This window comes from Polaromonas sp. AER18D-145 (assembly GCF_002379095.1).
Classification (GTDB): domain Bacteria; phylum Pseudomonadota; class Gammaproteobacteria; order Burkholderiales; family Burkholderiaceae_C; genus Polaromonas.
Map to the genome: position 1 here is coordinate 12,949 of NZ_NBZV01000013.1, position 14,079 is coordinate 27,027.

The 14,079-nt window shown below is 65.3% G+C and carries 16 protein-coding genes; 7 read left to right on the forward strand and 9 right to left on the reverse strand.

Annotated elements, in window-relative coordinates:
* Positions 1-2: 2 nt before the first annotated feature.
* From B7G52_RS08795 to B7G52_RS08810, 4 genes are all read right to left on the reverse strand, one after another.
* The gene (locus tag B7G52_RS08795; RefSeq protein ID WP_096697240.1) at positions 3-671 is read right to left on the reverse strand and encodes a site-2 protease family protein; all 669 of its coding nucleotides are present in this window, start codon (positions 669-671) and stop codon (positions 3-5) included.
* A 300-nt stretch (positions 672-971) separates the two neighbouring features.
* On the reverse strand, positions 972-1,607 hold the full coding sequence (locus tag B7G52_RS08800) for an L-threonylcarbamoyladenylate synthase (RefSeq protein WP_096697241.1): 636 nt from the start codon (positions 1,605-1,607) through the stop codon (positions 972-974).
* A gap of 21 nt (positions 1,608-1,628) precedes the next feature.
* Complete coding sequence (locus tag B7G52_RS08805) at positions 1,629-2,534, reverse strand: DMT family transporter (protein ID WP_096697242.1); 906 nt, start codon at positions 2,532-2,534, stop codon at positions 1,629-1,631.
* Complete coding sequence (locus B7G52_RS08810) at positions 2,531-3,391, reverse strand: 3',5'-nucleoside bisphosphate phosphatase (RefSeq protein ID WP_096697296.1); 861 nt, start codon at positions 3,389-3,391, stop codon at positions 2,531-2,533. Before B7G52_RS08810 ends, B7G52_RS08805 begins: the two co-directional genes overlap by 4 nt.
* A 92-nt stretch (positions 3,392-3,483) precedes the next feature.
* On the opposite strand from B7G52_RS08810, the gene B7G52_RS08815 reads away from it, so the two are divergent.
* On the forward strand, positions 3,484-4,155 hold the full coding sequence (locus B7G52_RS08815) for a glutathione S-transferase family protein (protein WP_096697243.1): 672 nt from the start codon (positions 3,484-3,486) through the stop codon (positions 4,153-4,155).
* Positions 4,156-4,282: 127 nt separating this feature from the next.
* On the opposite strand, the gene B7G52_RS24325 is transcribed toward B7G52_RS08815, so the two are convergent.
* The 5 genes from B7G52_RS24325 to B7G52_RS08835 all read right to left on the reverse strand — a co-directional run bounded on the left by B7G52_RS24325 (position 4,283) and on the right by B7G52_RS08835 (position 8,303).
* Positions 4,283-4,414 carry a hypothetical protein gene (locus tag B7G52_RS24325; RefSeq protein ID WP_256387722.1) on the reverse strand — a complete coding sequence of 44 codons (132 nt, stop codon included), beginning with the start codon at positions 4,412-4,414 and terminating at the stop codon, positions 4,283-4,285.
* Positions 4,415-4,537: 123 nt separating this feature from the next.
* On the reverse strand, positions 4,538-4,735 hold the full coding sequence (locus B7G52_RS08820) for a DUF2892 domain-containing protein (protein ID WP_096697244.1): 198 nt from the start codon (positions 4,733-4,735) through the stop codon (positions 4,538-4,540).
* A 110-nt stretch (positions 4,736-4,845) separates the two neighbouring features.
* Complete coding sequence (locus B7G52_RS08825) at positions 4,846-5,496, reverse strand: Crp/Fnr family transcriptional regulator (RefSeq protein ID WP_096697245.1); 651 nt, start codon at positions 5,494-5,496, stop codon at positions 4,846-4,848.
* Between the two features lie 108 nt (positions 5,497-5,604).
* The gene (gene recJ / locus B7G52_RS08830) at positions 5,605-7,329 is read right to left on the reverse strand and encodes a single-stranded-DNA-specific exonuclease RecJ (RefSeq protein ID WP_096697246.1); all 1,725 of its coding nucleotides are present in this window, start codon (positions 7,327-7,329) and stop codon (positions 5,605-5,607) included.
* Positions 7,326-8,303, reverse strand: a complete 978-nt coding sequence (locus tag B7G52_RS08835) for a hypothetical protein (RefSeq protein WP_096697247.1) — start codon at positions 8,301-8,303, stop codon at positions 7,326-7,328. Before B7G52_RS08835 ends, recJ begins: the two co-directional genes overlap by 4 nt.
* 51 nt (positions 8,304-8,354) lie before the next feature.
* Here B7G52_RS08835 and B7G52_RS08840 point away from each other — a divergent pair, with 51 nt between their 5' ends.
* From B7G52_RS08840 to B7G52_RS08865, 6 genes are all read left to right on the forward strand, one after another.
* On the forward strand, positions 8,355-9,611 hold the full coding sequence (locus B7G52_RS08840) for a lipoprotein-releasing ABC transporter permease subunit (protein WP_096697248.1): 1,257 nt from the start codon (positions 8,355-8,357) through the stop codon (positions 9,609-9,611).
* A gap of 153 nt (positions 9,612-9,764) precedes the next feature.
* On the forward strand, positions 9,765-10,448 hold the full coding sequence (gene lolD / locus B7G52_RS08845; protein WP_096697249.1) for a lipoprotein-releasing ABC transporter ATP-binding protein LolD: 684 nt from the start codon (positions 9,765-9,767) through the stop codon (positions 10,446-10,448).
* 201 nt (positions 10,449-10,649) lie between these two features.
* Positions 10,650-10,940 carry a DnaJ domain-containing protein gene (locus tag B7G52_RS08850; protein WP_096697250.1) on the forward strand — a complete coding sequence of 97 codons (291 nt, stop codon included), beginning with the start codon at positions 10,650-10,652 and terminating at the stop codon, positions 10,938-10,940.
* Positions 10,941-10,943: 3 nt separating this feature from the next.
* Positions 10,944-11,546, forward strand: coding sequence for a hypothetical protein (locus tag B7G52_RS08855; RefSeq protein ID WP_371329003.1), 603 nt, complete (start codon positions 10,944-10,946; stop codon positions 11,544-11,546).
* Between the two features lie 37 nt (positions 11,547-11,583).
* The gene (locus B7G52_RS08860) at positions 11,584-12,339 is read left to right on the forward strand and encodes a hypothetical protein (protein WP_096697298.1); all 756 of its coding nucleotides are present in this window, start codon (positions 11,584-11,586) and stop codon (positions 12,337-12,339) included.
* Positions 12,340-12,406: 67 nt separating this feature from the next.
* Positions 12,407-13,618, forward strand: coding sequence for a hypothetical protein (locus tag B7G52_RS08865; protein WP_096697251.1), 1,212 nt, complete (start codon positions 12,407-12,409; stop codon positions 13,616-13,618).
* Positions 13,619-14,079 lie beyond the last annotated feature (461 nt).

Sequence of the window (14,079 nt, forward strand, 5' to 3'; positions counted from 1 at the left end):
GGTCATTGCACCAGCATCGCCAGAGGCGTCAGCACGATTTCAAGAAGGGCGTAGGTCAGCGTCATCAGCGGGCGCATCCACAGGTTGGTGATCACGCCGGCAATCACCAGCGCCATCACGATGAAAAACCCCCAGGGCTCCACGCGCGAGACCAGCATGGCCTGTTTCCAGGGCAACAAACCTACCAGCACACGCCCGCCATCGAGCGGCGGCAAGGGGAACAGGTTGAACACCAGCATCACGACATTGACCAGAATGCCGGCCTGGCACATCTTGATGAAAAACGGTTCGCTGATGCCCGCGCCCTGCAGCAGGTAGAGCGCGATGCCCCATAGCAGGGCCTGGACCAGGTTGGCGCCCGGGCCGGCCAGGGCCACCCAGACCATGTCGCGCTTGGGGTTGCGCAGCTTGCCGAACTGCACCGGCACCGGTTTGGCATACCCGAACAAAAAGGCACCCGAGGTCGCGAAGTAAAGCACCAGCGGCATCAGGATGGTGCCCACCGGGTCGATGTGTTTGAGCGGGTTGAGCGTCACGCGGCCCAGCATCCAGGCCGTGTTGTCGCCGAAGTGCCGGGCCACATAACCATGCGCCGCCTCGTGTACGGTGATGGCGAACAGCACGGGAAGCGCGTAAATGGCGACGGTTTGAATCAGGTTGGCAAAGTCCATGCCCGGATTGTCTCAGACGACGCTGTGCCCCCAGGTTCGCTGTGTTCCGTTCGTCCTGAGCCTGTCGAAGGATGCTCCCGAGGGGGAGCTTTTCAGACCAGCCGGGGCCGCGGAACCGGCCTTGGCCTGTCCTGAGCTTGCCGAAGGGCCGGGCCGCAGGCGCAGCGGCCCCCGAGGGGCTGGAGCCTGCGGCTCCAAAGCTGCTTGAGCAGCTTTGGACAGGCGACAGAGGTGAAGCGTCTCGCGAGCCGCGGCCTGCAAGGCCTCGGAAGCTACACGCAGTGAGCGCCCGTGGGGGCTCTACAAGCCCAACGCTGCGAGGTCTCCGCGCCCCTGCCGCACCACCACGGGGTCACCGCCCTGGCCCATGGGGGTCAGGTCGATCACCGTGGTGGCTTCCTTGGGGCAGGCGCCGGCATCGATGACCGCCGCCAGATCGTGTTCCATCTGGTCGCGAATCTCGCCCGCGTCGTTCAGCGGCTCGGTCTGGCCCGGCGGGATCAGCGTGGTGGCCAGCAGCGGCGCGCCGTGCAGCTCCAGCAGGCATTGCAGGGTTTTGTGCCCGGGCACACGCAGGCCGATGGTCTTGCGCGAGGGGTGGCTCAGGCGCCGCGGCACTTCCTTGCTGGCCTCAAGGATGAAGGTGTAGGGCCCTGGCGTGGCAGCCTTGATCAGGCGGAACTGCTTGTTGTCGACGCGCGCGTAGTTGGCCAACTCGCTGAGGTCGCGGCACAGCAGCGTCAGGTGGTGTTTGTCGTCCACCCCGCGGATGCGCCGCAGGCTGTCGGCGGCGGTTTTGTCGTCAAGATGGCAGACCAGCGCGTAGCTCGAATCCGTGGGCACGGCGACGACCGCACCGCGTGTCAGCAGCGCTACCGCCTGTTTGAGCAGGCGCACTTGCGGGTTGTCGGGGTGAATCTCGAAATACTGGGCCATGGTGTGCGTTTCGCAATGATGTCAGGACTCTGCCGGACGCACACTGAACTCTTTCAGCGCGCGGCTTTCACGCGCGGTCAACCAGGCGCCGGCGGCGCCGCACAGGGCAATCATCAGCATGCCGATCATGGACCAGCCGTCCGGCACATGTGAAAAAACAATCCAGCCGCCGACCATCGCAAAAGCGATCTGGGCATACAGGTAGGGCGTGAGGGTGGCGGCCGGCGCCCGCATGTAGCCCAGAATCAGCATGAAATGCCCGACGGTGGCCGCCACGCCCATCAGCAGCAGCCAGCCCCACAACGACCACGAGGGCAGGGCGGTCCAGACAAACGGCAGGGCCAGCGAGGCCAGCAGCGTGCCGACCCAGCCGGTGTACAGGTGCATGGTGATCGGGTCTTCGGTTTTGGCCAGCCGGCTGGTGAGCACCTGGAAGCCGGTGTTGGTCGCGACCATGCCCAGCGGCAGCAGCAGGGCCCAGGTGAAGTCTTCGCCGCCGGGGCGGATGATGATCAGCGTGCCGGCAAAACCGCCGAGTACCAGCGACCAGCGCAGGGCCGAGACCTTTTCGCCGAGCGCGGTGGCGGCCAGCAGCGTGATGAGCAGCGGCACGATGGCGCCGATGGCGGTGAACTCGGCCACCGGCATGTATTTGAGGCTTAAAAATGCGAAAAGGCTGCTCAACAACAGCAGCAGGCCGCGCAGGCACTGGAATTTCGGGTGGGCGGTGCGCAGCACGCCCAGGCCGCGCAGCGGCAGCACCACGGCCGTGGTGGCGACCGCCTGGAAAAAGTAGCGAAACCACAGGGCCATCAACAGCGGCACGCTGGCACTGACAAATTTGGTGGTGGTGTCCAGCGTTGCAAAAAAGCCGGTGGCGGCAATGACCAGCGTGATGCCCGCCAGGGCCGATGGCGCGCGGCTCACCGGATGCGGTCTTCCAGAAGCTCCCAGACGGGGGTCAGGTGGCCGGGCAAAAAGGGCAGGGTGCCCAGGTCGGTGTGGCTTTCGTCGGGGCTGTGGAAGTCGCTGCCGCGCGAGGCGGCCAGGCCGAACTCCCTGGCGGTTTCGGCGTATTTCACGTATTCCTGCGTGCTGTGGCTGCCGGTCACCACTTCCACCGCCTGCCCGCCATGGGACTTGAATTCGGTGAACAGTGCGTATTCTTCGTTGGGGGTGAATTTGTAGCGCCCCGGGTGGGCGATCACCGCCACGCCTTTGGCGCTGGTGATCCAGGCCACGGCGTCCTGCAGGCTGGCCCAGCGGTGCGGTACGTAGCCGGGTTTGCCTTCAGTCAGGTACTTGCGAAACACCTCGGAGGTTTCCTTGCAAACGCCCGTCTCCACCAGGAAGCGCGCAAAGTGGGTGCGCGAAATCAGGTCCGGGTTGCCGACAAACTTCAGCGCGCCCTCGTAGGCGCCGCGGATGCCGGCCTTGGCCAGCGAGTCGGACATTTCCATGGCGCGCTGTTCGCGGCCACCGCGCGTGTTGCGCAGGCCCTGCTGCATGGCCGCGTCGTCGGGGTCGAACCCCAGGCCGACGATGTGCACGGTTTCACCGGCAAAAGTCACCGAAATTTCCGTGCCGGTCAGGTAATGCATGCCCTGCGCCCGGGCTGCTGCTGCGGCCCGATGCTGGCCGCCGATTTCGTCGTGGTCGGTCAGCGCCCAGAGCTCGACGCCGTTGGTTTTGGCCCGTTCGGCCAGCGCTTCGGGGGTCATGGTGCCGTCCGACACCACGGAGTGACAGTGCAGATCAGCGTTGAGAATGTTTTTGGGGGTCACCAAACCATTTTAGGCTTTATGCCCTGTTAGCGTTGAGCACTGCGCCAGGGCCTACCATGGCAACACTTCCTGACCTTCACCGGATTTTCTCCATGATCACCGTCCATCACCTCAACCACTCCCGCTCGCAACGCATCCTCTGGCTGCTGGAAGAGCTGGGGGTTGACTACGAGATCCAGCGTTACGAGCGTGACCCCAAGACCATGCTGGCGCCCGCGGCCCTGCGCGCCGTGCATCCGCTGGGCAAGTCGCCGGTCATCACCGACGGCGAGCTGACCCTGGCCGAGTCGGGCGCCATCATCGATTATCTGGTCGAGCGTTACGGCGCCGGAAAATTCTCTCCGGCGGCGGGAACACCGGCGCGCCTGCGCTATACCTACTGGCTGCATTACGCCGAGGGTTCGGCCATGTCGCCGCTGCTGCTCAAGCTGGTGTTCGACAAGATAGAAAGCACACCCATGCCGTTTTTTGCCAAGCCGATTGCCAAAGCCATCAGCAGCAAGACCAAGGCGGCCTTCATCGAGCCGCAAATCAGGCAGCACCTGGACTATCTGGAGGGAGAGTTGGGAAAGAACACTTGGTTTGCCGGAGAGGCGTTCAGCGGCGCGGACATCCAGCTGAGTTTTGTGCTGGAGGCGGCCGAAGCGCGCGGCGGGCTCGATGCCAGCCGTCCGAAGCTGATGGCTTTCCTGAAGCGCATTCACGCGCGGCCGGCCTACCAGCGGGCCATTGCGCGCGGCGGGGAATACACCCTGCTGCACTGAATTTTCAAGCCTTTTATGCCTGCAGCCCTTGAGGCGCGGGCGCTAGTAGCTATCGATTTAATAGCGGATTCAGTGGCGTTTGCTGCGCCGGCCAGGATGTCAGCGAAAGCCGAAGTAGGACAGGATGTCAGCGAAAGCCGAAGTAGGACAGGATGAAGCCGATGATGACGACCAAACCGACGATGTAAATGATGGTGTTCATGTTTTCCTCTGGGCGGTTTCTGGGTGCACCGGGGGCACACCTTCTGTCCCAGATCATGAACGCGGCGGCGGCCTCAGGCTGTAGGCTGCCCCTGCCTGCGGCCGTCGGACAAGGGCTACAGCGCCGCGGCCGCCACGCAAGGCCCTGGCGCGGCCCCGGCCGGGGTTCATCCCCGGCGCGTCAGGCCTTGTTTTTCATGGAACAGGTGTTCCAGCCGAACAGGGCGTAAGGCGGGCACCAGCCGATGGCACCGGTGGCCAACGGAACGATGCCTATCCAGCCCCACAGGCCGACCGTGCCGGTGGCCGCCAGCCCGATCAGGACCAAGCCGAGGACGATGCGAAGGATGCGGTCGATGCCGCCGACGTTGGATTTCATGGTGGTTCCTTTGAAAAAGGGAAAGAAGGACTGATGACCGCATTGGGCGCCTTGGCGCGGCCCGGGTCTGTGACCTGGGTCACGCAGCGGCCCTGCGGCCGCCCCGGGGTTCAGGCGGGCAGGGCCGCGGCCATGGCGCGCAGTGCGGCGCTGTCGCGGATATGGATGTGCTCACGCGCGAGCTCGACCCAGCCTTCGCGCTCAAAGCGGCGCAGCAGGCGCGAGACGATTTCACGCACGGTGCCCAGCTCGTCGGCCAGCGCCTGGTGCGTCAGCGCCAGATCCTGGCCGCGGCCCAGCAGCGCGGCCGCCAGCCGCTGGTCCAGCCGCTGGAAGGCGATGGCATCGATCAGCCCGGTCAGGTCGGCCATGCGTTCGGCAAACAGGCCCAGCACCTCGTTGCGGAAAACCGGGGTTTCCAGCCAGCGGGCGAACACCGGCGGGGCAATCAGCAGCAGGGTGCTGGGCCGGGTGGTCACGCCCTGGGCCGACAGCGGCTGGCTGCGAAACAGGCAGGCGCTGGAGACCAGGCACAACTCGCCGGGGACCACGCGGTAGAGCTCCAGTGAGCGCCCGTCGCCGGAATGGCGCGAGACCTTGACCTCGCCGCTGAGCACCAGCGGAAAGCCCTGGCAGGGCGCGTGTTCGTCGAACAGCACGGTGCCGGCCGGCACGCTGAGCGGGCCGGCGTCCGGCCCCAGCTCGGCCAGCGTGGGCACGACTTCGGCCAGGGCGGGGTACAAGGCGAGGGGGTCGTTCATGGGGCTGACGCTCGGTTTCGGGGTGGTGGCAGGCTGTGCCGGTGGAAGTATGCTACCAAATCAATAGCTGCTTGCGCCCGTGTTTGTTGGGCTGGACGCCAAAATCATTCAAATCTCCGCCGCCTCCACCAGAAAACGCACACGTTTGATGCCCTGCCATTCGTCGGCATCGAGCCGGAAGGCGAGTTTGACGCGTGCCGGCAGCGTCTCGGTGTGGCCGAACCAGATGCCGTCCACCGGCTGGCCCTGGTGCTTGAGCTTGAGCGACAGGTGTTTTTCGCCAACCAGCCGCTGCGAGACGACCTCGACCTCCTCGCTGAAGGTTGGCGCCGCAAAACCCTGGCCCCAGACCTCTTTGTGCAGCGTGTCCACCAGGTCCGCGCGCCGGTACTCGGGCGCCAGCGGGCCGTCGGTGTCGAGGCGGCGCAGCAAGGTGGCGGCGTCCAGCCACTCGTGCGCCACCTGCTGCAGGGCCTGCTCAAACAGCTCGAACTGCTCCTCGTTGATGGTGCAGCCGGCCGCCATCGCGTGGCCGCCAAAACGCAGCAAGACGCCGGGGTGGCGTTTGGCCACCAGGTCCAGCGCATCGCGCAGATGAAAACCGGCAATCGAGCGGCCCGAACCCTTGAGTTCGTGTTCCTTGCCCGGCGCCTGGCTGGCGGCAAACACAAAGGTCGGGCGGTGCAGCTTGTCCTTGATGCGCGAGGCCACGATGCCGACCACGCCTTCGTGGAAGTCGGGGTCGAAGATGGCGATCGCCGGCGGCGGCACCTCATCCTCGTCGATCATCGCGTCGGCCGCGTACTGCGCCTGCTCGCGCATGCCGGCCTCGATGTCGCGCCGCTCACGGTTGATGCCGTCCAGCGTTTTTGCCAGCTCGTCGGCGCGGCCCGCATCGTCGGTCAGCAGGCACTCGATGCCCAGGGTCATGTCGCTGAGCCGGCCGGCGGCGTTGATGCGCGGGCCGACGGCAAAACCGAAGTCGAAACTGGTCGCCACCGCCGCGACGCGCCCGGCGGCGGTGAACAGCGCCGCCAGGCCGGCCGGCAGGGCGCCGCTGCGTATGCGCTTGAGGCCCTGCGCCACGAGGCGGCGGTTGTTGGCGTCCAGCCTGACGACGTCGGCGACCGTGCCGAGTGCGACCAGAGGCAGCAATGCATCGAGCTTGGGTTGTGTGGTGGCGTCGAACACGCCGCGCTTGCGCAGCTCCGCGCGCAACGCCAGCAACACATAAAACATCACACCGACGCCGGCCATGGCCTTGCTCTCAAACGCACAGCCGGGCTGGTTCGGGTTCACGATCACGTCGGCGTCGGGCAGCACGATGGCACCGTCCCTGAGTGCCGGCAGGTGGTGGTCGGTCACCAGCACCTGCATGCCCAGTTCGCGCGCGCGCGCCACGCCGTCGATGCTGGCGATGCCGTTGTCCACCGTGACGAGAAGGTCAGCGCCGGTGGCTTTGACGCGCTCGGCAATCGTCGCCGTCAGCCCGTAGCCGTCGACCACGCGATCGGGCACGATGTAGCCGACCTGGGTGGCGCCCAGCAGGCGCAGGCCGCGCAGCGCGACGGCGCAGGCGGTGGCGCCGTCGCAGTCGTAGTCGGCCACCACGCATATTCTCTTGTTCGCGGCGATGGCGTCGGCCAGCAGCACGGCGGCCTCCGCCGTGCCTTTCATGGCCGACGGTGGCAGCAGCCGCGCCAGGCCGTCGTCGAGTTCATCGGCGGTGCGCACCCCGCGCGCGGCATACAACTGCGCCAGCAGCGGGTGGACGCCGGCCTGCTGCAGTGCCCACACGCTGCGCGGCGGTGCTTCGCGTACTATTATTTTCATAGCTGCTCGAGCAGGACCGACAGGGGCTGCTGGCCAAAAAGACTTTTCATTCGGGAGAAAATTCCGGTGGAGGTGGTTTCAAATGTCCGGGCGTTGCGCTCGCCGCACAGGCTCAGCCGGACGGTCGCGCCGCCTTGCTGCAAGGCGAGCAGCCGCACGCCTTCGCCGGCATCGAGGGCCGTCCAGGCTTGTGTGTAGGCGGCCCAGTCGTCACTGAAAGCGGCGTGCGCCAGGCTGCGTGAGATCGTGGTGTCGGGGGGCACCCTGGCATGAAAGGGGTCAGGCAAGGCGCCGCTGCCGCTGATCCAGAAGGAGTTGACGGCCGGCTGCCTTCTTGCCGCACGCGCATCGTTGACCGCATGGGTGTAGAGCAGCATCTGCATTTCGTTCTGGAGCAACCTCATGGCCCGGCCGGGAACGCCGCCGGGCAGCCAGGGGTCCACATTGCGGCCCAGCACGCGGTCCAGCGAGGCACTGGGCAGGTCGCGAAACAGCTCGCCTTCGGCCAGCCAGCGTGTCGGCGCCGCATGGTGCAGCGTGATGCCATAGGTCTCGAAATAGGGCTGCATGGCCGCCAGCAGCGTGTGCGACTCGGCCTCGGACAGGTCCAGCGCGGCCGGGTCGGTCATCGTGGCGTGTTCGCGGCCCATGGCCCAGTGGCAGGGCGTGATGAATGCCCAAGCCCGGGCCGCAGGGACGCCGCCGCCCTGCAGGTGTTGCCAGGCGGCCCAGGGGATCAGGCCGTCGGGCGCGGGCAGGCCCAGCGCACGGGCCAGCACCCGCTCGTGCGGCGGCGACAGCGAGCGCACATCGCCGCTGTCGGTGTGGACCAGCTTCATGCCCTGCAGCAACTTGCCAAGGTGACGCGAGGCGGCGGGAGGCATGGCCTGGATGGCAGGCAGCCAGTCATCGGAGGCGCAGGCGGCAAAGGGCAGCACCCAGTGGTGTTGAGGCGGGGGGGGGGCGGCGGACATCCGCTTATTGTCCGGGATTGCGGGGTCCCCGGCTGATGCCACAATCGTCCCATGCAAATCCCCTACGAACTGATTCTGGGCTGGCGCTACACGCGCGCCGGTCGCGCCACGCGGCGCAACGGGTTTATTTCCTTCATCTCGGGCGTCTCCATGCTGGGCATTGCGCTGGGCGTGGCGGCGCTGATCATCGTGCTCAGCGTGATGAACGGTTTCCAGAAGGAAGTGCGCGACCGCATGCTGGGCGTGATCTCGCACATCGAGGTGTTTGCGCCCAACGGCGCCGCCCTGCCCGATGTGCAGAAAACCCTGGCCGAGATCAGGCAGAACCCGAACGTGGTCGGGGCTGCCAGCTTTATTGCCGCGCAGGCGCTGCTGGCCCGCGGCGAGGACATGAAGGGCGCGATCGTGCGCGGCATCGACCCGGCGCTGGAGGGGCAAGTCACCGACCTGGCCGTCGACCTGAAGGACACGGCCTTGCCCAAGCTGGTGTCCGGCGAGTTTGGTGTGGTGCTGGGCAGCGAGCTGGCGCGTTCGCTGGGCGTGCGCGAGGGCGACCAGGTGACGCTGATTGCGCCCAGCGGCCAGGTGACCCCGGCCGGCGTGGTGCCGCGCCTGAAACAGATGACGGTGGTGGGGGCGTTTGATTCCGGCCACTTTGAGTACGACTCGGCGCTGGTCATGCTGCACCAGGACGACGCCGCGAAAATTTTCCGCCTCGAAGGCCCGACCGGCATACGCATCAAGCTCAAGGACCTGCACCAGGCGCGCGAAGTGGCGGCCCAGTTGTCGCGCAGCCTCAGCGGCGATTTGCTGATCCGCGACTGGACGCGGCAGAACAAGACCTGGTTTGCCGCCGTGCAGCTGGAAAAACGCATGATGTTCATCATCCTGACCCTGATCGTGGCCGTGGCCGCCTTCAACCTGGTCAGCACCCTGGTGATGACGGTGACCGACAAACGCGCCGACATCGCCATCCTGCGCACCCTGGGCGCCAGCCCGAAAAGCATCATGGGCATCTTCATGGTGCAGGGCGCGATGGTCGGTGTGATCGGCACGCTCTCCGGCCTGTTGCTGGGGCTGGGCATCGCGCTCAACATCGATGTGATCGTGCCCGCGCTGGAGCGCCTGCTCAACGCCAGCTTCCTGCCCAAGGACATCTACCTGATCAGCCGCATGCCCAGCGATCCGCAATACGCAGACATCATGCCGATCGCCGTGATTGCGCTGGTGCTGGCCTTTCTGGCCACCATTTATCCGAGCTGGCGCGCCAGCCGTGTCAATCCCGCCGAGGCCCTGCGTTATGAATGAAAAGACTTCTGCAAATCCGGTTCTCGGGCGCATAGCTTCGTTGCGCGGTGCTCGGAATCCTCACGTACCTGGGTACGTTCCGGTGTCCTGCGCTCCGTGCGCCTCACTCTGCATCCCGATAACCAAATTTTCAGAAGCCTTTTGGGGGCGTGTATGAGCGAGATAGTTCTGCAAGCCCAAGGCCTGACCAAACGCTTCCACGAAGGCCCGATCGACCTGACCGTGCTGCACGGCGTGGACCTGCAGGTGATGGCGGGCGAAACCCTGGCCATCGTCGGCGCCTCGGGTTCCGGTAAAAGCACCTTGCTGCACCTGATGGGCGGGCTGGACGCACCCACCAGCGGGCAGGTCGAGCTCAAGGGCCAGCGGATGTCCTCGCTGTCGGCGGCCGAACAGGGCGATCTGCGCAACCGGCACCTGGGCTTTGTCTACCAGTTCCACCACCTGTTGCCCGAGTTCAGCGCCCTCGACAACGTCGCCATGCCCTTGTGGATACGGCGCGAGGACCGCCAAAAAGCGGCCCAAACCGCCACCGCCATGCTGGCCAGTGTGGGCCTGAAAGACCGCATCCACCACCGTCCCGCGGAACTCTCGGGCGGCGAGCGCCAGCGCGTGGCGATTGCGCGCGCGCTGGTCACGCGGCCGGCCTGCGTGCTGGCCGACGAACCCACCGGCAACCTGGACCGGACCACCGCCGACGGCGTGTTCGAGCTGATGCTGCAACTGGCCCGTGAGCACGGCACGGCCTTTGTGATGGTGACACACGACGAGACGCTGGCAGCACGTTGCGGCCGGCGTTTCCGGCTGGTGTCGGGGCGTTTGTCGGAATGGGCGTGAGGCCGCGGGCCGGCCTGACGGCGGTCCCGCGGGCGGCAAGCCCGGCGCAAGGGCATTAGCCGGCCTCCCGCCCTGAAAAGGGCCGGGCGTGCATAATCTTGGGTCCCCTCGTCGCCCGCGCCTGCGCTTTTTCCTGCCGGTGAGCCCTTCAACATGCCGTGGCAGTGCCTTGCCCGCGGCCCAGGACAACGCCACCTGCGCATGACCGATCACTACACCGCCCTCGGGCTGGACAGCGCTGCCACGCTGGCCGACGTCAAGAAAGCCTTTCGCCAGCAGGCGTCGTTCTGGCATCCCGACAAAAATGCCGATCCGCAGGCGCCGGCGCGTTTTCGGGCGGTGCAGGAAGCCTATGAAGTGCTGTCGGACGCGGAAAAACGCCAGGCTTACGACGACAACCGCCGCCGCAACCTGCTCGACAGCCCGCTGGCCAGTGCGACCGGGATCTGGCAAAACTATTTCAACCCGCTGCTCTCATCTGAGCCCCGCTGACCCATGGAACTGAACAATGAAAAACCCGGCGGCATGAGCATCTCCCCCTATTTTCTCGACCTGCGTTCGGCCTACCAGTCCGAAATGGATGACCTGCGCTTCGACTCCGAGGGACGCGACGTGCTGCACCAGCGCCTGGCTGGCAAACGCCAGGAAATCGGTTTTCTGCTCCAGATGATGGAGCTCAGCCCTGAGATGGTGGCGGTGGTGTTCCACCAGGGTTTTGACTTCACCGGTCGGGTCGCCATGGATCACCTGCTCACCCATGACGCCGATCTGTTTCCTGCCTGGAGCAGCCTGGCGGGCAGCTGTGAGCTGGCGCCCTGGGCTCAGGACCTGGCGCAGATCGTCCTGGAGTCGCCAGGCGGCGACCGGTTCCTGACACTGACGGCAGGCCTGGAATACATGGCGGGCCTGCCGGTCGCTGCGTCGGGGCTCGCCCTGGGCGGCGACGAAGAAGACGACGAAGACAGCGACCAGGATAGCGACGACGACCTGGTGATCTTTGAGGACGATGGCGAGGGCGGGCGAGGCAGCGATGCCCGCGCACGCCAGGAAGCAGGTGCCGACTGGCTGGTCCAGCAGGGCTTCGACCAGAAAGACTGATGGAATCAACCATGACATGGAATGTGAAGCCTTGACGATGACGAACCACCTCGCCCTGATCGAAAAAACCCAGACCCTGATTGCGGCCGGCGACATCGTGGGCGCCGAGTCGGCCCTGGTCGGGCTCGCCGACACCGAAGGGGATGCCGCGCTGATGGTGGTGCTGGAGCAGCTGCCGCCCAAGGACATTCTGGCCGTCATCCGCGAATACGACCATTCGAAGGAGTCGGTGGTCAGCCTGCTGGTGTCGCCCGCGCAGTTCGCCCGCGCCGTGGTGATCGAAAAACTCTACAAGGACCTGACCCGCACGCACCTGCGCGGCATGGTCAACGCGGTCATCTTCCGGGAGGACGCCGACCCGCTGGAGTTTCTCAATGCGATCGGCGACCTGGACGGCGGCAGCGAGGCCCTGGCCGACTATTTTTCTGACCAGTGGAGCCGTGTCGAGGGTTTTGCCCGTAGCGGCAGCTTCGAGGCGGCCGACGAATACGGCAAGATGCTGTCGCAGGCGGCCTTGCTGGCCTCGGCGTACGAAAAGCCGCGTGTCCAGCAGGATGAAATCGCCGACCAGGACTGGATGCAGCTGGCGTGGATTCTGCGTTACGAACTGCCGGACCTGTTCATCGAGATGCTGATGGTGTTGCGCGCCAAGGTCAGCGCCCACCAGGCGGCCGCTTCCGAGGAAGAAGACGAGGAGGACGCCGAGGACGACGGCAAGGTCGAGACGGGCGACACCGACCGTGGCAAGGCCACGCCGACGGCGCGCGAGTCCGACGAGGAATCGGCGATCTGAGCGCCCGACCGGGCTCTCCCGCTTCGACAACCGTTTGACCTTCATTGACCCAGCTGCGACCCTGCCCATGACTTCGCCTTCCGTCATCTCGCTGTACGACGCGCGTCCTTTTTTCGAAAAGGCGCTGCAGTACGGTGTGCAAAGCGGCATCATCGGCGCCGAAAAAATCGAGGCCATGCGTGTCGAGGGGCCCAAGGGCATGGTGCAGATTGCGCGTTATTTCGGCAACGAATTCTTGCGCCCTGAGCTTGAAAAGGCCCGCGACCGCATGATCAACCTGGTCAGCCTTTACCTTGAAAGCACGAGCGGCGGCGACCTGCGGCAGGCGGCCGGGCAGCTGCGCGATTTTTCCCTGCTGTCGCGCTCCAAGGGCGGCTCGGACATGCTCAAGGCCCTGATCGCCATGCCGCAAAACAGCCACTTCGGCATGAACGAGCGCGGCGGCTTTCGCGACGAGCACATTCCGCTGCTGGCCAAATGGTCGCTGCGCAGCCTGGCCGACTACCAGGCCGAACTCGCCAGACGCAGCCAGGTGGCGCAGGTGGTGGATGCGGCCCTCTGGCTGGCCGGCGAGCTGGGTATGGACGCGGACGAGCTGGACGAGGCAGGCAAGGATGCCGAAGCGGTGATCCGCACCGCCTTGCTGGTGCTGGCGATGGGCCGCATCGAGATGCCCGACTGGGTCGCGTTCGAGAAGATGGTCGTCGCCCTGCGCAAGAAGCATGGGGCCGCTCCAAAGGCGCTGCCTGTCGCTGTACCGAAAAAACTGCCTGCCCATCTGCATGGCGTGGTGGAGGTCGTGCGGCGGTCGGTGATCGCCGACGCGCCAAAAATACTTGACCCGGCCTTGCCGGTGCGCCAGCTGTTTGACCGGAGTCCGGCCTTCATGGGCCGGTATTTCTGGGTGGAAGACGGCCTGAACGAAGTCGACCACCATGACCGCCAGGCCTCGGCGGCATGGAACAAGGTCACCGGCGGCAACAGCGACGATGGTTCGCTGCTGACCCTGCTGCTGTGCGTGGCCGCCGGCGCCGCCCCGAAAACCATGTTGACCGAAAAAAGCGCTGCGACCCTGGTGCGCAAGATCTGGAAGTCAGGTTTCCATCCCGCGCTGGCCCACCAATATCTCCTGGATCATGCCCCGGCGCAGCATCAGGAGGCTTACGCCAGTTTGTGGGAAGACTTTGTGGAAGAGGCCCAGCCCACGCTGCAAAGCGATGCGGTTCATGCGCTCAATGACGCCCTGGCGCTGCTGCGGCGGGAATGCCATGTGCAATAGGCGCTTGCCGCTTGTGATGACGGTATTTCTCTAAGAAATTTATGATCACAGCCCTTATCCCATGGGCGCAGGCAGCTATTGAAGTTATAGCGACTTCTCTCTGTAGCTTGTCATACCGGCCTTGATCCGGGAGCCATGTGGGCGGTGCTTTAGGCGCTGTTCGGGCTGAGCTTGTCGAAGGGTCGAAGCCTGCGCGGCTGACCATCGTGAAACCAGCGGCCAAATTAAAAAACCGCCACCCAGGAAACCAGGTGGCGGGAAAACTGCTTAGTTATTTTAGAAACCGAAATCGAGTTGACCCGGATGAGAGCGCCAGTGCTGGCATACGTGTTCGAGGCGGTTAAACCGCATGCGAACGTACGCGCAGACATGCACACTCTTTCGACGATATGGCGACATATCGTTCTCCTCAAGTGAGCGAGGGCGACATTGACCAAATCCCCTCCAAAGTTTAGAATGGA